Raw genomic sequence first — 16068 nt, 5'->3', positions numbered from 1 at the left:
TTCAGACTATTTTAACCTGGAATTTTTCCTTCATGAATTCGATTGCCTCTTCGCGGCTGACCCTGTGCTTCTGAGGAACCTTCCTGCGCTGTATCCTTCGCCTGTTTATCCTGTGACCTGGCTTCTCAAAGGTGACAGAAAGGTTCATACCAAAGATCCCTATCTCAGGGTCGTATTTCATTCCAGGTATGTCTATGTGTTCGTCTATACCCATCGAAACGTTACCATACTCATCAAACTGGCTGGCCTTTAACCTGTTACCTATTCCCTCAAGGAACATTTTGAGTACCTTCTCGGCCCTTTCACCGCGGAGGGTGACCTTGCATGCGATGGGCTGTTTCTTCCTTATACCGAATTCAGGGTTGGTGACCTTTGAGTGTGTCCTCACTGGTTTCTGGCCGCTCATCTCCTCAAGAAGCCTCTCGGCCCTTGCAAGTTTTTCACCGCCTTCACCAACACCTATGTTGAGGGTGACCTTGAATATCCTTACTTCTTCCATCGGGTTCATCTATTTCCCTCCTGGAAGTGAGATCACTGACTCGTCCTTTCCTATGACGAAAACGTAGTCCTTGAGTGTCAGGAATGTCTTGCCTGCACCGGTCTCGATGACGGCTGTGTTTGGCATTGAAGACCTTGTTATGTTTATCTTCTTGATCTTGCCTATTTCACCGGTGTGCCGTCCGCCTGTCACAAGGCCAAGGCTGTCCTTCTCAAATGGTATCCTCTCAAGGATTTCCTGTTCGGGTATTGAGAGCTTTACAACGTCTCCCACCCGGAATTCATCATCTGAGAGGTAGTTACGGCCGTCATGGAGGTTGAGCTGGGTCCTGCCTCCCTTAATGGTTGTCTTGTTCACTATCTTGCAGAGTTTGAAGCCTGCGTTTTCCTCATCTATGGGGTGGAGAACCAGCCTTCCCCTTTCATCGGGGAGCACCCTGTAGACGTCTCCTGTCCTGGGTATGCTGACAACGTCCATGAATCCGACCGGGAACTTGTAGTTCTTCCTTGGTCTTCCATCCACCAGGACCTCTCCACTGTTTATTATCTTCCTGGCTTCCCTTGCATTGTCTGCAACCTTCAGGATGTCCCTCACAATGATCATTAGAGGCAGTGAGTTCTCAATTGCGTGGGGACCTGGAGATGGTTTAACTGTCCATTTGTATTCCTTGGGATGAATTGGCCAGTGAACCGGTGATTTGAATCGTTTAAGATGTTTTCTTGATGCCATTATTGCCATTTTTATCCCTTCCGTTCTAAGATTTTAATTCTCTTCTCATCGTCAAGGTTGAGGTCAACTATTCTCAGGTTTGATGGGTGTAGCGGGAAGTAGACTGTTGTCCCATCAACTTTCTGTATTGTGGCCCCCTCAACGTAAACCCTGTACCTCTTGAGGTCCACCTTCTCAACCTTACCTTCATGTCCCCTGAAGTCACCCCTGAGAATCTCAACCTTGTCTCCCTTCCTTATGGGCAGGGACCTTCTACCATACTCTTCCCTGAGTTCCCTGCTGAGATTTGCGCTCATCATCTTTCGACGAGCGTGTAATGGTGCTTCATAAATGTACTTCCTCTGCTTTCTGGGCTGTTTTGACATTCTATCACCCTTACACTATTATGCTTGCTGCGCTTCCCACACTGGGCCACCTGTCAGCAGCTTCCTTTGCAACAGGACCCCTTATCTCTGAACCCTTGAGGACTCCCTCAGGACTCACTATAACTGCAGCGTTATCCTCGAATTTCACCCTCAATCCATCGGGCCTTCTGTATTCCTTTTTCTGCCTTACAATAACGGCGTTGAGGACCTCTCTCCTCATGTCAACTGTTCCCTTCTTTACGGATACAACAACCATGTCGCCAACACCTGCTGCTGCAAGTCTTCTTCGAACACCCTTGTATCCCCTAACTGAGATTATCTCGACTTCCCTTGCACCTGTGTTGTCGACGCACTGGAGTCTGGCCCCTACAGGTAATGCCCTGGTAACCTTGGATGCTATTGCCTTCATTTTACTCTTCCCCCTTCACCTCGACAACAACGAAGTTCTTGGTCTTGCTGAGGGGTCTGCATTCAGCAATTTTCACTGTGTCCCCTACCCTGACATCTATGCAGTCAGGTTTGTGGGCCTTTATCTTGGATTTCCTCTTTTCGTATCGTTCATATTTGCGTATAAATTTGTAGAAACTCCTTTCAACAGTCACTGTCCTTTCTGCCTTGTCACTGACTACGGTTCCTTCCAGTATCTGACCCCTGAGGGGGAGGTCACCGTGGAAAGGACAGTTAGGATCACTACATTTAGATTTAGGTTCTGGAACATCAATGCCGACCATTCTATCACCACTATGGTTTTCTAAATTTCTTCTTTATTCTCTCCTCAGGACGAGCCACCAGAGCTCTACCATCAATCTCAACAAGTTCACCCTGCGGTGTTCTGAAATGGAAGACGGCTATTCCCTTTGGAACCGTTATTTCCCGGCCGTCATCCATTTCGATTCTAAGGGTATTCCTGGTTTCATCCACGACTCTTCCCGATATTCCCTGAATGTCCCTGTGAACACTCCTGGCTATTCTCACAGAAAGGCCAATAAGCTCATGCCTGAAAATATTTCTGGGGGTTATCAAGGTAACCCCTACCTTATCTCAATCGTATCTGATGAAAAGCCCATATCTGCCAGAACTTCCTTGACCTTCTTCTTATGATCCCCTTGAAGTTCTATCTGGCCTTTCTTGGCTGTGCCTCCACAGGCACATCTTGCCTTCAGTATCTTAGTGAGCTCCTTTATGTCTATATCGTGTTCATCGATGCCCTCAATGATGGTCATCACTTTACCGAATCTTCGCCTCACTGTGTAGACCTTTAGTGTCTGAACTTCGCGTGCTATTTCCTCACAGACGCAAAGTTCTTCCGGAAGACCACATACATCGCAGATTTTCATTTATTTCTCCTTCTATTTTTCATTCATGATGGTGAGAACACGGGCTATTGTTCTTCGGATTTCCCTCATCTTACCGGGGTTCTCATGGATCCCGGCAGCAGCGCTCTTGGAAATGTACCGGGCGTATTCTGCCTTGAGTTCATCCAGTTTCTTCTGGAGTTCCTCCCCATCCATTTCCCTTATCTCTTCGCTCCTAAGTATCGCCATTTCAATCCCTTTCTATTATTCACTGATATGAATCTGTCCATATATATTATTTTTCAGATTCTTCACCATCTGCGTCCTTCTTCTCTGCCTCAGTGTCTTCCAGGTCCTCAAGGTCCTCGATCTCTTCCAGGTCCTCAACCTCCTCGAGATCCTCAACCTCCTCAAGGTCCTCGATCTCTTCCAGGTTCTCAACCTCCTCGAGATCCTCAACAACCTCTGAGGCCTCTGAGGTTTCCTCTGCAGGAGTTTCAGTGACCCTTGGAGCCTCTATTTCAACCTTGTCAGGTAGAACAACATCAGGAGGCATTATACGGACGTATACCCCAAGAACACCGGGTTTGAGCTGTACAGTGGCAAATCCTTCCCTTACATGCTTGACTGATGGTTCACCGCATTTCTTTATGTAACCATCGGTGAACTTTGCTGTGGCTGAACGGGCTCCCCTTATCTTACCTGAAATGGTGACCTCAACACCCTGGGCACCTGCAGCCATGATCCTTCTCATTGTGGTGTATGCGACTCTCCTGAAGTGCATACCCCTCTGGAGCATTGCAGCTATCTTGTGGGCCATTATCTTGGGGTTGAGTTCAGGGACATCAACCTCCTTGACCTCAACCTGGGGGTTCTCAAGGTCGAACTTGTTTTTGAGTTTCTGTGTTATGGCCCTCACTGTCTTACCGCCACGTCCGATGACCATACCCGGCCTCTCAGCGTAGACCACAACCATCGTACCCATTGGTGTGACCTGGACATCCATGCCACCGTATCCTGCCCTTTCAAGTTCCTTTTCAAGGTATTCGTCTATCCTTGTCCTTCTGAGACCTTCAACGACAAAATCTTTTTCTATCAAAATTTATGCCTCCCCCAGAACTATCTGAACGTGTGTTGTTGGTGTGTTGAATGGTGTGGCCCTTCCAAAGGCCCTTGGAATCCAGCCCCTTATAACTGGCCCCCGGTGACTGGATATGTGGATTATCCTGAGTTTCTCTGTGTCGAGTCCCTTGTACTCTGCATTGGCCTCTGCGTTCTCAAGGACCTTAAGTATCTGACCTGCTGCCTTCACAGGGTAACGACCGCTGGCCCAGCCATTGAGACCCCTCCTGTGGCCGACCTTCCTGTTGTATCTCTTGAAGGCGACTGGCCTCTCCATCCTGATGACCTCTTCAAGGTACTTCTTGGCCTTTTCGAGTTCCATTCCCCTGATCTCCCTGCAGATCTCCACTGCGTGCTTTGGTGATATCTTGAGGTGAGTCGCTGATGCCCTGGCTGTTCCTGACCTGTCTTCCTCTTTATAAGCGTATTTAACCTTAGCCATTGTCTAGTCTCCTTATTTAAGAGGCACGAACATTGAGGATCTTGTAGCTCCCATACCGGGATCTCCGTGCTCAACCTTCTTCCTTGTGGGTGCAAATTCACCGAAGTAGCAGCCGATCATTTCTGGCTGGATCTTGACCTCCACAAATTCCTTACCATTGTGGATACCGAAGGTCATTCCAACCATCTCAGGAAGCACTATCATGTCCCTGCAGTGTGTCCTGATGACCGGTGGCCTTCCCTCAGTCTTTCCCTCTTTCTTTATCTTCCTTATCTTTTCGAGTACCTTCTTCTGCCTTGGTAGGAATCCCCTTTTGAGGGATCTTCTCTGCCTTGATGGGAACAACTTGATTACATCGTCAAGTGGCATCTCCTGCAGTTCTTCCAAGGTGTAGCCGCGATACCTAAACTCTTTACGTGCCAATAGGTCACCTCCTTATTTATCTCCTTTTCCCTGTTCTTCTGGCAGCTATTGAACCAACCTTTCGTCCTGGAGGAGCATGCCTTGAGACGGTTGTTGGCCTTCCAGGATGCTGTCTGTTTCCACCACCGTGCGGGTGATCAACTGCGTTCATTGCAACACCCCTGACTGTGACGGACTTCTTACCCTTTGCCCTGAGGGCATGGTACTTCTTACCGGCCTTGAGGAATGGTTTCTCCCTTCGACCTCCTCCAGCAACAACGCCAACGGTGGCCCTGCACTGGGGGTTGAGTGCCTTCAGTTCACCTGATGGGAGTTCAATAACTGCCTTGTCAGCGTCATGGGTGATTAGAGAAGCGTATGTTCCAGAGGACCTTACGAGTTTTCCTCCGTCTCCTGGTCTGTTTTCGATGTTGTATATGGGTGTCCCCTCTGGAATCTCACTAAGTGGAAGTGAGTTTCCTGGTTTAACCCTTGCCTTCACTCCGCATTCAACCTCTTCGTTGAGCATTAAAGCTTCAGGTGCGAGTATCAGGCGTTCCTCACCGTTTTCAAATTTAACACGGGCAACGGGGGCTGTCCTTCCAGGGTCGTGCATTATATCAACTACCTTCCCCTTGAGGGAGCCCTCACTCTCAATGGAGTCATAGGCGCGGTATTTTATTTTGCCCTTGAAACGGTGAGATGCACTTCTGTAGGTGGGAGTTCCCCTTCCTCTCCTCTGTGATATTAACCTTTTTCCCATCCGAATATCCTCCTGGTTATTTTTAGAATACTCCCAGTTTAACCGCTATGTCCTCTGCACTGTGTTCCTTGGCCAGTTTTATGTAGGCTATCTTCTGGCCCCTGGGAGTTACCTGTGTGTTGACCCTCTCAACCTTAACTGCGAAGAGCTCCTCAAAGGCCCTCCTCACATCCTTCTTTGTGCTTTTCCTCATAACCACAAATGCCAGTTCATTGTTCTGATCTATAAGGTTCATGCTCTTCTCTGTGACATGTGGCTTCATAATAACAGCATATGGATCCATAATATACACCGTCACTCCTTCTTTACTGGAATAGTTCATCAAGTTTTTCTATTGCTGATCTTGTAAAGACGGTCAGTCTTCCAGGATGTGTTCCAGGGGCCAGTAGCTCTGCGTTGAGGTTTTCCACCCTTACCACGTCAACGCCCGGGTGGTTCCTCGCACCCCTTGTTATCCCCTTATCGTCTCCAACGACTATGAGGGGACCCCTGGGTGTCCTGTACTTTCTACCCCTCATCTTTCCCTTTCCTGCTCGTATCTTTTTGCCTTCCTTCGCCCTTACAATGTCGTCCATGATTCCAAGTTTCCTGAAGACTTCCCTTGTATCGGCGGTCCTTTTAATCATGGAGAGTTCGTCGTCGACCACCAGTGGCAGCTGGGGTACGTTCTCTATCCTGTGACCCCTTGCCTCCACAAGGTCCTTCCTGGCTGTCGCTGCAACTGCGGACCTTATTGCAAGTCGCCTCTCCTTCCTGTTTATCCTTTCATGGTAGTTCTTCTGGGGCCTTGGGGGGTGAGCCCTTCTACCGCCCACTGCCTGTGGAACAAAGGCGGCCCTTGAACCATTCTTTATACGTGGAACCATTGCAACGCCGCGTCCGGCACCATAGGACTGTGCAGAGGTCCTCTTACCTGCCATTGGATCTGGACCCCATGGCTGTACCCTTGCTGTCTGTGCGGACAGGACAGCCCTCTTTATGACGTCGGGTCTGAATTCTTCGTTGAAAATTTCAGGAAGTTCCATCTCATCTATGGCTTCACCTTCTAGGGAATAAACCTTAATCTTCATTTTGAACCACTCTTATACTCCTTGTTTTGATGCTGTGCTGATGTAGTTTATCTGGGGTGCTTCTTCCTGTTTACCTGCAGCCCTTATGGCCTTCCTGAGAACCACTAGCCTCTTTGTTGGGCCTGGAACTGACCCCTTAATCATGACGTAATCGTTCCTGACTAACCCGTATCTTACAAAGCCACCATCAGGGTTTACAAGGTCAGCCTCGCTGGCGTCACCAATCTTGAGTATCTGTTTGTTGTACTCGGTCCTCCTGTGGTAGCCCATCTGACCTGCCTGTGGGACGGTCCACATGGTCCTTGATGGTGTCCATGGACCCAGTGAACCTATGTGTCTTCCCTTACTGCTCCTTGCAGCCTTACCGTACTGTATCCTTATACCCCATCTCTTGACAGGACCCTGGAATCCCTTACCCTTGGTCACGGCTATCGCATCAACAAAGGCGCCCTCAGAGAATATCTCTGACGCCCTGACATCCTTTCCAAGGATCTCAAGTGCATATTCAAATTTCTCCTCGGGGGTCTTGCCGCCCAGTCCGCACTCGAATACCTCGGGTTTCTTTTTGGGAACACTTGCAAGTCGTGGGTTTGTGTGGACTATGACCCTCACATCTGCAACGTACTCCATGTTTGATCTTATCTTCTCAATGGCTGCTTCCTGGTCGTAGTCATCTGCAGGTGGGGTGAGTTTCCTCCTGAGGTCATCCTTTGTCTCTGTTGCGAGGACCTCACCTAGGGTCTTGAGACCCCTGCTGGTCTTTTCGTAGGTCCTCACAGCCATCACTGTCAGGGGTGGAACCTCAAGGATTGTGACGGGAGTTGAGACCTCCATCCCCTCTGTGGGGGAATTTTTCTGGTTATCAACCATCATGACATGTGTCATCCCTGCCTTGTAACCTGCGAGGGCGAGGAGTCCGGGCTCATCCACCTGGGGCCAGGACTTGACCCTCGGGGTTTCCCTTGCCGCCCTTTTCCTTGGACTGAATGCAACTGATCCTTTTCTTGGTTGATGATGTCTAGCCATTTAACTTTACCTCCTTACATCATTCATCTTTTTCATCAATCTGAGTTAGCATGTTAAATACTGAAAGAGTAGCTAAAACAGCCTCTTCAGTCCTTACAGTTTCAGTACACTGACCTGGAAGGGTGTTAACCCATATATCCGCGTCGATCTCTGGTAATCCCTTGTAAGGACCGCCAAAGAGGATGGCCGCCTCGCGGGCCCCCCTCATCCTCGTTTTTACTTCATCCAGAATAGAAGTAATGGGCGAAGCATTCCTGGATGTTGCCACGACAACATCGGCACCTACTGTTTTAAGGCTCTCTGCGAGGTTTCTCCGGGTATCCAGTACCTCGTATCCCCAGTATCTATCTTCTGGTTCATCGGGCTCTATCAGTATTTCCTTACCCAACCTGACAACCCTGAAACTCATTATCCTATTTACTGTCAGTTTTTCCCTGCACAGTGCAAGTTTATCTGCGCCAATATCCACAAGAGTTCCTTTCTTTACCCTTTTAACTGTCAGTCCCTGCCTGTATTCACCAGTAACGGGTTTTCCGGTTGGGTGATGGGGAGTTCTCAGAGGTGGGAGTATCCCCACATGTTTCAACTCCCTCATTATCGGGAAAACCTTCCTGCGAAGGTATTGAGGTGTATCCATATAAGTCAGGATATCCCTAATAAACCTTGCCTCTCCATCTGCATCATCGTGATAGATCACTATACGCTTAACCCCGAATATCGAAGCGGCCCGTGCGATGAGACCCACCTTGTAGGTCTTTATTTTGAGATCCCCTGTCTCAGCCGTCAGTGAATCCGGGATAAATATGGACAAATCTACTCTATTCATCTATTAATATCTGTCCGGATCTATTTATAAATATTTCCACAATGCAGACTGGGCAAGTAAAAGCACAGACCACATCGTATCAGGGCATACAATGTGAGCGGATCCACCGCAGATTGCAATAGGTACTAAAAATTGTATGGTATCCATATTTAAACTTTCCGCTGGTGAGGCCAGAGAACATCAGAACACAACCCTCAGGATGACCACCCCTACGGAGGCAACCTCCATCCTGTGGAAGCTGTAGGTCCGGGGTATAGGGAACTCAACCCTGAATCTGTGGGTGACGGTACCCCCAAGCTTCCGGTAGTAGTTCCTGACAAAGTCCTCGGAACCAGCCATGTGGAAGGAGTAAACAGTCCGGCCAGTGGCTGCCGCTGCATCCATGAAGACCCTATCAGCACCCCTCTCTGCCCTCTCCTGGGAACCGAATGGGGGATTCTGAACCACCGTGTCAACCATCCCGGGTAAGGCATCATGATGGCGGATGTCCGCCTCAATGAACCGGATGTTACCAAGACCCAGTTCCCCGGCAGCAGAACGTCCTGCCTCAAGGGCCCCTGAATCAATGTCAATGCAGTAGACCATCTCTGCGCCCAGCAGGGCTGCTCCAATACCCAGGATACCTGTACCGCACCCAAGATCAGCCACCGTCTTTCCCTCTATATCACCCATTGCCCTGGCTGCCCAGAGGACCTCTGCAGCGATCCCTGGAGGGGTGAGGTACTGTTCAAGGCCCGGGTCAGGGTCCGGGTGGGCTGGAACCTTCTCAAGCAGCATCTCAAGATGTCTCTTTCTCCTTATCATGTTACCTCTCAAGCAGCATCTCAGGGCTCATCCATATCCCCCAAGATACCTCCTTCTCTCTCCTATCTACTATCAATGCAAACCCGGTTACTGTAAGTCCCCATGTCATCCACATGGCAGTTACTGTAACTCAAGTGGTATGCTTAAAAAGAGGTTCATTCAATATACTATATATCTGTTAAAACTTCAAGGTGCAGTTAGATGTTCAGTAAAATCCTTGTTGCAAACCGTGGTGAAATAGCAATAAGAGTTATGCGTGCCTGCAGGGAACTTGGAATAAAGAGCGTGGCTGTTTACTCTGAAGCAGACAAAAACGCCCTTTTCACAAGATACGCCGATGAGGCATATGAGATAGGAAAACCAGCCCCATCACAGAGCTACCTCAGGATCGACAGGATACTGGAGGTGGCCGAGAAGGCAGGCGCCGAAGCCATCCACCCGGGCTACGGTTTCCTCGCAGAGAACCCCCGCCTCGGAGAGGAATGTGAAAAACAGGGAATCAAACTCATAGGTCCCAAGGGCTCAGTTATAGAGGCCATGGGGGATAAAATAACCTCAAAGAAGCTCATGAAGAAGGCCGGTGTACCCGTGATCCCCGGTACCGATCAGGGCGTCAGTGACCCTGATGAAGCCGCCAGGATAGCTGATTCCATAGGTTACCCCGTCATTATAAAGGCATCTGCAGGCGGGGGCGGGATCGGTATGCGGGCTGTCTACGAGGAGGATGAACTCATAAGGGCCATGGAGTCCACCCAGTCGGTGGCTGCATCAGCCTTCGGGGACCCCACCGTGTACATCGAGAAGTACCTTGAAAGGCCACGGCACATCGAATTCCAGGTCATGGCAGATGAATCAGGCAACGTGATACACCTTGCAGACAGGGAGTGCTCGATACAGAGGAGGCACCAGAAACTGATAGAGGAGGCACCGTCCCCCATAATGACACCGGAACTCAGGGAGAGGATGGGATCCGCTGCAGTTAAGGCCGCTGAATATATAGGCTATGAAAACGCAGGTACAGTTGAGTTCCTTTACTCCAACGGGGACTTCTACTTCCTTGAGATGAACACCAGGATACAGGTGGAACATCCCATAACAGAGGTTATCACAGGAGTCGACCTTGTCAAGGAACAGATAAGGGTCGCCTCCGGAGAGGAACTTCGCTTCACCCAGAAGGATATAAACATCAGGGGGCATGCCATCGAGTGCCGTATAAACGCAGAGAACCCCCTTGCAGATTTCGCGCCAAACCCCGGTAAGATCACAGGTTACAGATCCCCCGGGGGTATAGGTGTGAGGGTTGACAGCGGCGTTTACATGAACTATGAGATACCCCCATTCTATGATTCCATGATATCAAAACTCATAGTCTGGGGTATGGACCGCCAGGAGGCCATAAACCGGATGAAGAGAGCCCTCAGTGAGTACATAATACTGGGGGTTAAAACCACCATACCCTTCCACAAGGCCATAATGAGGAACGAGGCATTCAGGCGAGGCGAACTCCATACACACTTCGTTGACGAATACAGAAGGGGTATAGACGCCGAGATGCGAAAAATCGTTAAGGAGGACCAGGAGATGGTTGAACGTCTCCAGTCAACATTTCTCCCATCAAAGAAGGTTGCCGCCATATCCGCGGCGATAGGAACCTACATGCATTCAAGGAGGGGGTGATGGTATGGTTGAAGATTATGACCCATGTGAGGTTGAGGTGGATACAGAATACATAGGCCATGAAATAAAATGCTTTGATGAGGTAGACTCAACAAACAACGTCGCAAAGAGGATGGCTGAGGATGGCGCCACTGAAGGCACCGTCGTCATTGCAAAGACCCAGTCCCGTGGGAGGGGAAGAAGGGGTAAGCCCTGGATATCCCCCCAGGGAGGGATATGGATGTCGATCATCCTGAGACCCGAAGTGCACCCATCAAGGGCACCCCTCCTAACACTCGTGGCCGGCGTTGCAGTGGCCAGAACCCTCAGGGATGAATGCGGCCTCGACGTTGGAATAAAATGGCCCAACGACATACTTATAGGGGATAAAAAGGTGTGCGGGATACTCACAGAGGCCCATGCCAGGTTCAACACCCTTGAGTACGTGGTTGTCGGTGTTGGGATAGACACCAACGTTGATATCAGCCACTTCCCTGATGACCTCAGGGAGGGGGCAACCTCGATTAAAAATGAACTGAAAAGGGACATAAAGTCCAGTGAACTCATAGCAAGATTCCTGAGGAACTTCGAGGAGGCATATAACTCCTTCAAGGAGGGGAAGATGGATGAAATCCTGACGGAATGGAGGAAACTCTCAAAGACAATCGGGAGACGTGTTGAGATAAGAAAACAGCTGGGTGAAATCGTCCATGGAGATGCTGTTGGTATAAACAGTGAGGGTGCACTCATCCTTGAACTTGATGACGGCACACTGCGCAAGGTCATCTCAGGGGAGTGTATACACAGATAATCTGACCCTTTGAGGGTCTGTTCCTTAAATTTGTTTTTACTGTCAGATAAAAAAATTAAAGGGCCTCTATGGTTGCCGGGCCTCCACGTTCACCCTCAACCCGGAACCTTCTACCGGTTATTTTTTCTGAAAGGAGTATGTTGGTCTCGGCGTGGAGTGTGAGCTCACAGGTTCTAACCCTCGAATCTCCAGTGAGGGCCATGTAGGGGATTATCTGGTCGCCCATGTATCTATCGAGGGGGCTCCCTGATTCTATGAAGCCTAAAAGTTCCCTTGCAGCCTCTGAACCGACTTTTTCAGCCCTCTTACCCGGTTTTCCAAGGGATACTGCTCCGAGCCGTGTGTTACCCTCAGCCCAGAGTGTTATGCCTGAACCCCTCCCCACCGGACCTGATGCATCCTCGACCATTATATCAACATCGAGACCTGCCCCCCGGAGGATCTTCATGGCTGATTCAGCCTGTCTCTCTGCCACGTGAACCGGAAGGTTCCTGGAATGGGATATGCCCCTCACAGCATGGATCTCTGACTCCTCAAGGGTGATGGGTCTGAGTTCAGATGGTTCAATGATTGCATGAACCCTGCCCCCACCCTCAGGGTAATAACCCCTCCTGATGATTTCAATCCTGGCACTGTACCCCATCATCTCCAGGACCGGGATCGTTACCTCCCTCAGGTAGTCACAGGTTGGTGCCCACAGGACATCGGTTCCCCCTGAGACCGTTACATCAATTTCACCTTCGGAGGCTGCAGCAGCGACCATGATGGCCTGCAGGACCAGACCCGTGCTTCCGGCCGTTTTAACATCGAAGTTAAATGTCCCGCCAGTCACCCTGCCGGGGGAGAATTCAAGTTCCATTGACCCGAGCTCATCACCCCTCAGTGTCCCGTTACTTATCCTGGCAACGGCCCTCACTGCTGTGAGGTGCTGGTGTGATAATCCACTCCTCGGCCTCCTGGCCCTGATATTGTATACCCTTACACTCCTGGAGGTCACCGCCGCAAGTGCAGTGGAGACCCTCACAACAGCTCCTCCACCCTCACCCTCTGATCCATCGATAACTATCACTCAGATACCTCCCTGTCACACTTAAAAGCAGCTCATTGTGTGCTGTTCAGAGCCTGATCATCCAAAAATCAGTCTGCGCATTTTCTCATCATCACTGATGAACCCTGAAAGCAGCTTTAGTGCATCGTAGATCGCCTCTCTGAGGAATGAGATTTCAATCCTTCCGGCGTCCCGGGCTGCCAGATCAAATCTAAGGGTCTTTGAGGCTCCTGGCATTCCAACAGCCGGTATTGTCACTATCCCGTGCTCTGATAGGAGTATCATTGATAGGGCTGTTGAAATTTCATCCTCACCATATCCTGAACCCTGGAGGTCCTCAAGTGATGATGACTTTATAATGAAACCCGTGGGTGTCTCCTCAACCCCAGGTCCCCTGAAGTCCCTGAGGAACTCCTCCTTCCTTTTAATGGCATCCTCGATTTCTGATGGCTCGAATTCCTCAAGGGCCCGGACCATTGCAGCGACCAGTGGGGGCTGGGCCTCAAGTCCGAACTGGTAGGCCTTTGACTTAACCCTCTCAATAAGTTCTGCCCTTCCTGCCATCAGCCCACCCCTGGGGCCATGCATCAGTTTATCCGTGCTTGTAACTGCAAGGTCTGCACCCAGGTCACAGGCCCTCCTCTGGCCGTAGAGGACCGTCCTCAACCTCGCACCGGATGCATCATCCACGAGGACCGGGATACCGGCATCATGGGCCATTTCAATGACTCTGACAAGATCAGATTCCCCAACAACCCTGTGATCCATTGTTGACCCGGTTACAACTACGAGGCTCGTATCGGCCGGGGGCTTCTCTGTGAAGTCCTCTGTTTCCTGGTAGCCGGCAGATGCCAGTTCAGTGCTTCCCGGGACTGATGGGTGTGATGGTAGCTCAGGGAGGTAGTGAAAAACTGTGGAGCCGGGTTCTGTGAGTGCCAGTACAGCCGCAAGGATGGCGCTGCTTGTCCTGTTGAATGCTGCAATCATCTCCCCTCCCATGTGCTCTCTTCCAGCTTCCTGAAGTCTCTCCTCAAATATGGCCGGACCAACATAGGTCTCAATGAGGTCCAGGTCCTCTTCTTCAAGGGGGAAACCTCCTGAAAGGCCTGTGAGGTCATAGATTCCATCCCTGCCATGCTTCTTCATCTTCTCCCCTATAATTCGGAGGGCGTGTTCTCTGCGTTTAACCTCATTGACGGGGTCTTCAAGCATGGATTCACCTGTTTCAGTCTTCTTCCGGAGTAGCCCTTTTTTTCCTTGGCCTGCTGTTCTCTGGTTTGAGTATTATGGCGTGGTCTGCGGAATTCTGGAGTGCCGCACTGAAGCCTGGTTCTGCACCTATCACGATGGTGTCCTTCCCGTTCTCCTTTGCCTTGTTTATTATTGGTAGAAAATCAGCGTCACGTGTCATTAGGGCTATTATATCAATATTAGGGTTGTATATCAGTTCCATGGCCTCAACAGCCATGTAAACATCGGTGTCCCCTGCCACAACAATTGGTGTAAAGCCCTGGTTAACAATTGCCTCTATGAGTTTATCTGATGCGTACTGGTTGAGAAGGACCTTTCCAACACGCATATTACCATATTCTGACATTATCTGCCTTACAAGATCCAGGTTAAGGCTGAATTCCTTTCTGAGCATGTTCGGGCCATCAACAAGGAGGCCTATATTTTTTTCCCCACCCTCCTTCTTCTTGATGGGAATGTATTCCTTGAGGGAAGTTAGTTTCTCAAAACTTCGCATGGTATTGAATCCTCCAGTTAAAAAATTTAATCATAATAATTATTGAAGTTATTATAAATAAATTTTCTTAAAAGTAGAATTCTTCACTCTATTTCCAGTGAGAGTTCATCCTCAAAGAGATCCCTGACAACCTCCAGGGAGTCTCCCTCGAGCTTCGTGATGGCCCCCTCGTCCCCCTCATTGTAGTAGTACTCTGCACTTACGATTTTGCCCTCATCGTTGAGGTAAAGGAAGAGTCCATCATAGTACCTTTCAGGGTTAGCTGATGGCAGAAATATTTCGATCCTTACGAGAATTTCAGAGCCACATATACTGTTATAGAAGCTCTCACGTTCCTCTTCATTCTTTAGAAGTTTTTTAAATTGATTTATCCTCTTCTTAAGTTCCCTATCTATCTTCTCAGCAGACATTATATCACTCGCACAGTTATCTGAAGAACAAGTTGTTCACCCTTGATCCAATTCACAATATATAATTTTGCATGTTCTAGATTCATGGCTCTGACTGTGCTGGCAGTCTATGAATCACATTATTTGCAGGCCCGGTCCCCTCTCTGGCTCATTAAAGGAGAGCTATGATATGAGCCTGAAGGAAGATCATACAGACCACCTCACCTAAACGGAATAGTTATGATATGAGCCTGAGGGGGTTCTCCCGGCACATTATCCTCAGGTCCCGGTCACTGAATCCATGCTGCCTCATGAGGTATATGAAATGTTTCATCCCCAGAATGGGTGATGGGTTGTGGCCCTGGCCAAAGTCAGTTGCCAGTATGCACCTTCGCACCCCAACATACCTTACAGCCCCGGCTATTGATTCAAAGTCAAGGCCGTCATGGCGTGGCATGCAGGCCACAAGGCAGTGCTCAAGGTAGGCCCTCCTTGACATCTCCCTCTGCTCCTCGGGGGTGGCCCCGACAACTCCGGTGAGGGGATGGTTTATGATGATCCTCCTGACCCCGTGCTCGGCTGCGAGGTCAATTACGCTGAATATCTCATCTGGTTTAAGGTGACCTGTACCAAGGACCATCTCATGCTCGGCGACGGCTGAGAGTACAGCATCGAGGTCACCTCCAGCCCGGCCCGCAGATGTCGTGGGTAGCCAGACAAATTTTCCACCCATTAAAGCTGCGGCCTCCACAGCATCGGGGTTGAGACCACCCACTGGAGTGTTGAGGGTAACCCCTCCAATAACCCTCATACCAGTGACCTCCGATGCGAGTCTAGCCCTTCCAGCGGTGGGTTCAGTGTGGCTCTTTATCACAACGGCCTCCATGCCCTCATCAAGTGCAGCGTGTGCAAGTTCCAGGTCGTTCATTATCCTCTCCTTCACATCCGGGGCCGTGTGCACATGGGTGTCCACCAGACCGGAAAGTTCAATGTCCTCTGAGAGGCTGAAGTCAAACATCAATCCACCTGCCTCTTCCACATGAGATACCTATGAGAATCAGGGGCTGGGACATG

Annotated in this window: 24 protein-coding genes; 2 read left to right on the top strand and 22 right to left on the bottom strand. The window is 49.8% G+C overall.

The annotated features are described in order from the left end of the window. Nucleotide 1: 1 nt before the first annotated feature. From C7452_RS07755 to C7452_RS07675, 17 genes are all read right to left on the bottom strand, one after another. Nucleotides 2-508, bottom strand: coding sequence for a 50S ribosomal protein L5 (locus C7452_RS07755; RefSeq protein ID WP_010875658.1), 507 nt, complete (start codon nucleotides 506-508; stop codon nucleotides 2-4). Further along, the gene (locus C7452_RS07750; protein ID WP_010875657.1) at nucleotides 509-1237 is read right to left on the bottom strand and encodes a 30S ribosomal protein S4e; all 729 of its coding nucleotides are present in this window, start codon (nucleotides 1235-1237) and stop codon (nucleotides 509-511) included. It abuts the gene before it with no gap. A gap of 2 nt (nucleotides 1238-1239) precedes the next feature. Then, complete coding sequence (gene rplX, locus C7452_RS07745; protein WP_115892758.1) at nucleotides 1240-1593, bottom strand: 50S ribosomal protein L24; 354 nt, start codon at nucleotides 1591-1593, stop codon at nucleotides 1240-1242. A gap of 10 nt (nucleotides 1594-1603) precedes the next feature. Next, entirely contained in the window at nucleotides 1604-2002 is a 399-nt protein-coding gene (locus C7452_RS07740; RefSeq protein WP_010875655.1) for a 50S ribosomal protein L14, read from the bottom strand. A gap of 1 nt (nucleotide 2003) precedes the next feature. Then, the gene (locus C7452_RS07735) at nucleotides 2004-2324 is read right to left on the bottom strand and encodes a 30S ribosomal protein S17 (protein ID WP_010875654.1); all 321 of its coding nucleotides are present in this window, start codon (nucleotides 2322-2324) and stop codon (nucleotides 2004-2006) included. A 10-nt stretch (nucleotides 2325-2334) separates the two neighbouring features. After that, on the bottom strand, nucleotides 2335-2616 hold the full coding sequence (gene rnp1 / locus C7452_RS07730; RefSeq protein ID WP_010875653.1) for a ribonuclease P protein component 1: 282 nt from the start codon (nucleotides 2614-2616) through the stop codon (nucleotides 2335-2337). 8 nt (nucleotides 2617-2624) lie between these two features. Next, nucleotides 2625-2930: a stress response translation initiation inhibitor YciH gene (gene yciH, locus C7452_RS07725; RefSeq protein WP_010875652.1), complete on the bottom strand. Its 306-nt coding sequence runs from the start codon at nucleotides 2928-2930 to the stop codon at nucleotides 2625-2627. A 12-nt stretch (nucleotides 2931-2942) separates the two neighbouring features. After that, nucleotides 2943-3137 carry a 50S ribosomal protein L29 gene (gene rpmC / locus C7452_RS07720; RefSeq protein ID WP_010875651.1) on the bottom strand — a complete coding sequence of 65 codons (195 nt, stop codon included), beginning with the start codon at nucleotides 3135-3137 and terminating at the stop codon, nucleotides 2943-2945. 46 nt (nucleotides 3138-3183) lie between these two features. Next, nucleotides 3184-3987 carry a 30S ribosomal protein S3 gene (locus C7452_RS07715; RefSeq protein WP_115892757.1) on the bottom strand — a complete coding sequence of 268 codons (804 nt, stop codon included), beginning with the start codon at nucleotides 3985-3987 and terminating at the stop codon, nucleotides 3184-3186. Between the two features lie 3 nt (nucleotides 3988-3990). Further along, nucleotides 3991-4452: a 50S ribosomal protein L22 gene (gene rplV, locus C7452_RS07710; RefSeq protein ID WP_010875649.1), complete on the bottom strand. Its 462-nt coding sequence runs from the start codon at nucleotides 4450-4452 to the stop codon at nucleotides 3991-3993. A 12-nt stretch (nucleotides 4453-4464) separates the two neighbouring features. After that, nucleotides 4465-4875, bottom strand: coding sequence for a 30S ribosomal protein S19 (rpsS, locus tag C7452_RS07705; protein ID WP_115892756.1), 411 nt, complete (start codon nucleotides 4873-4875; stop codon nucleotides 4465-4467). 16 nt (nucleotides 4876-4891) lie between these two features. Continuing rightward, complete coding sequence (locus C7452_RS07700; RefSeq protein ID WP_010875647.1) at nucleotides 4892-5617, bottom strand: 50S ribosomal protein L2; 726 nt, start codon at nucleotides 5615-5617, stop codon at nucleotides 4892-4894. A 22-nt stretch (nucleotides 5618-5639) separates the two neighbouring features. Further along, entirely contained in the window at nucleotides 5640-5900 is a 261-nt protein-coding gene (locus C7452_RS07695; RefSeq protein ID WP_048060727.1) for a 50S ribosomal protein L23, read from the bottom strand. 22 nt (nucleotides 5901-5922) lie between these two features. Continuing rightward, nucleotides 5923-6687 carry a 50S ribosomal protein L4 gene (gene rpl4p, locus C7452_RS07690; protein WP_115892755.1) on the bottom strand — a complete coding sequence of 255 codons (765 nt, stop codon included), beginning with the start codon at nucleotides 6685-6687 and terminating at the stop codon, nucleotides 5923-5925. A 12-nt stretch (nucleotides 6688-6699) separates the two neighbouring features. Continuing rightward, nucleotides 6700-7713, bottom strand: a complete 1014-nt coding sequence (gene rpl3p, locus C7452_RS07685) for a 50S ribosomal protein L3 (protein WP_010875644.1) — start codon at nucleotides 7711-7713, stop codon at nucleotides 6700-6702. A 19-nt stretch (nucleotides 7714-7732) separates the two neighbouring features. After that, complete coding sequence (locus tag C7452_RS07680; RefSeq protein WP_115892754.1) at nucleotides 7733-8539, bottom strand: putative RNA uridine N3 methyltransferase; 807 nt, start codon at nucleotides 8537-8539, stop codon at nucleotides 7733-7735. A gap of 180 nt (nucleotides 8540-8719) precedes the next feature. After that, entirely contained in the window at nucleotides 8720-9343 is a 624-nt protein-coding gene (locus C7452_RS07675; protein WP_245942898.1) for an METTL5 family protein, read from the bottom strand. A gap of 201 nt (nucleotides 9344-9544) precedes the next feature. Between C7452_RS07675 and C7452_RS07670 the strand changes: the two genes are divergently transcribed. Together C7452_RS07670 and C7452_RS07665 are read left to right on the top strand one after the other, a co-directional pair. Beyond that, nucleotides 9545-11020: an acetyl-CoA carboxylase biotin carboxylase subunit gene (locus C7452_RS07670; RefSeq protein ID WP_010877513.1), complete on the top strand. Its 1476-nt coding sequence runs from the start codon at nucleotides 9545-9547 to the stop codon at nucleotides 11018-11020. A 4-nt stretch (nucleotides 11021-11024) separates the two neighbouring features. Then, nucleotides 11025-11810, top strand: a complete 786-nt coding sequence (locus C7452_RS07665; protein WP_115892752.1) for a biotin--[acetyl-CoA-carboxylase] ligase — start codon at nucleotides 11025-11027, stop codon at nucleotides 11808-11810. Nucleotides 11811-11865: 55 nt separating this feature from the next. On the opposite strand, the gene rtcA is transcribed toward C7452_RS07665, so the two are convergent. The 5 genes from rtcA to C7452_RS07640 all read right to left on the bottom strand — a co-directional run bounded on the left by rtcA (nucleotide 11866) and on the right by C7452_RS07640 (nucleotide 16012). Beyond that, nucleotides 11866-12879 (bottom strand): RNA 3'-terminal phosphate cyclase, encoded by a 1014-nt coding sequence (rtcA, locus tag C7452_RS07660; protein ID WP_115892751.1) that lies wholly within the window; start codon nucleotides 12877-12879, stop codon nucleotides 11866-11868. A 57-nt stretch (nucleotides 12880-12936) separates the two neighbouring features. Beyond that, nucleotides 12937-14070 carry a TIGR03576 family pyridoxal phosphate-dependent enzyme gene (locus C7452_RS07655; protein WP_115892750.1) on the bottom strand — a complete coding sequence of 378 codons (1134 nt, stop codon included), beginning with the start codon at nucleotides 14068-14070 and terminating at the stop codon, nucleotides 12937-12939. A gap of 13 nt (nucleotides 14071-14083) precedes the next feature. After that, the gene (locus C7452_RS07650) at nucleotides 14084-14605 is read right to left on the bottom strand and encodes a TIGR00288 family NYN domain-containing protein (protein ID WP_115892749.1); all 522 of its coding nucleotides are present in this window, start codon (nucleotides 14603-14605) and stop codon (nucleotides 14084-14086) included. Between the two features lie 83 nt (nucleotides 14606-14688). Next, complete coding sequence (locus C7452_RS07645) at nucleotides 14689-15015, bottom strand: hypothetical protein (protein WP_115892748.1); 327 nt, start codon at nucleotides 15013-15015, stop codon at nucleotides 14689-14691. Nucleotides 15016-15232: 217 nt separating this feature from the next. After that, nucleotides 15233-16012, bottom strand: coding sequence for a DUF6282 family protein (locus C7452_RS07640; protein WP_010877507.1), 780 nt, complete (start codon nucleotides 16010-16012; stop codon nucleotides 15233-15235). Nucleotides 16013-16068 lie beyond the last annotated feature (56 nt).

The organism is Methanothermobacter defluvii (assembly GCF_003385755.1).
GTDB lineage: Archaea > Methanobacteriota > Methanobacteria > Methanobacteriales > Methanothermobacteraceae > Methanothermobacter > Methanothermobacter thermautotrophicus.
The sequence above is the reverse complement of the archived record's forward strand: the minus strand, read 5'-3'. Positions and strand labels throughout refer to the sequence as shown.

What these genes read in the sequence shown, in the direction of transcription:
- C7452_RS07750 (WP_010875657.1), bottom strand. Translation starts at nt 1,237, where the DNA reads ATGGCAATAATGGCATCAAGAAAACATCTTAAACGATTCAAATCACCG.
- C7452_RS07700 (WP_010875647.1), bottom strand. Translation starts at nt 5,617, where the DNA reads ATGGGAAAAAGGTTAATATCACAGAGGAGAGGAAGGGGAACTCCCACC.
- C7452_RS07665 (WP_115892752.1), top strand. Translation starts at nt 11,025, where the DNA reads ATGGTTGAAGATTATGACCCATGTGAGGTTGAGGTGGATACAGAATAC.
- C7452_RS07650 (WP_115892749.1), bottom strand. Translation starts at nt 14,605, where the DNA reads ATGCGAAGTTTTGAGAAACTAACTTCCCTCAAGGAATACATTCCCATC.
- C7452_RS07675 (WP_245942898.1), bottom strand. Translation starts at nt 9,343, where the DNA reads ATGATAAGGAGAAAGAGACATCTTGAGATGCTGCTTGAGAAGGTTCCA.
- C7452_RS07680 (WP_115892754.1), bottom strand. Translation starts at nt 8,539, where the DNA reads ATGAATAGAGTAGATTTGTCCATATTTATCCCGGATTCACTGACGGCT.
- C7452_RS07670 (WP_010877513.1), top strand. Translation starts at nt 9,545, where the DNA reads ATGTTCAGTAAAATCCTTGTTGCAAACCGTGGTGAAATAGCAATAAGA.
- rpl3p (WP_010875644.1), bottom strand. Translation starts at nt 7,713, where the DNA reads ATGGCTAGACATCATCAACCAAGAAAAGGATCAGTTGCATTCAGTCCA.
- rpmC (WP_010875651.1), bottom strand. Translation starts at nt 3,137, where the DNA reads ATGGCGATACTTAGGAGCGAAGAGATAAGGGAAATGGATGGGGAGGAA.
- C7452_RS07640 (WP_010877507.1), bottom strand. Translation starts at nt 16,012, where the DNA reads ATGTTTGACTTCAGCCTCTCAGAGGACATTGAACTTTCCGGTCTGGTG.
- rpl4p (WP_115892755.1), bottom strand. Translation starts at nt 6,687, where the DNA reads ATGAAGATTAAGGTTTATTCCCTAGAAGGTGAAGCCATAGATGAGATG.
- C7452_RS07755 (WP_010875658.1), bottom strand. Translation starts at nt 508, where the DNA reads ATGAACCCGATGGAAGAAGTAAGGATATTCAAGGTCACCCTCAACATA.
- C7452_RS07695 (WP_048060727.1), bottom strand. Translation starts at nt 5,900, where the DNA reads ATGGATCCATATGCTGTTATTATGAAGCCACATGTCACAGAGAAGAGC.
- C7452_RS07655 (WP_115892750.1), bottom strand. Translation starts at nt 14,070, where the DNA reads ATGCTTGAAGACCCCGTCAATGAGGTTAAACGCAGAGAACACGCCCTC.
- C7452_RS07735 (WP_010875654.1), bottom strand. Translation starts at nt 2,324, where the DNA reads ATGGTCGGCATTGATGTTCCAGAACCTAAATCTAAATGTAGTGATCCT.
- rplV (WP_010875649.1), bottom strand. Translation starts at nt 4,452, where the DNA reads ATGGCTAAGGTTAAATACGCTTATAAAGAGGAAGACAGGTCAGGAACA.
- yciH (WP_010875652.1), bottom strand. Translation starts at nt 2,930, where the DNA reads ATGAAAATCTGCGATGTATGTGGTCTTCCGGAAGAACTTTGCGTCTGT.
- C7452_RS07645 (WP_115892748.1), bottom strand. Translation starts at nt 15,015, where the DNA reads ATGTCTGCTGAGAAGATAGATAGGGAACTTAAGAAGAGGATAAATCAA.
- C7452_RS07740 (WP_010875655.1), bottom strand. Translation starts at nt 2,002, where the DNA reads ATGAAGGCAATAGCATCCAAGGTTACCAGGGCATTACCTGTAGGGGCC.
- rplX (WP_115892758.1), bottom strand. Translation starts at nt 1,593, where the DNA reads ATGTCAAAACAGCCCAGAAAGCAGAGGAAGTACATTTATGAAGCACCA.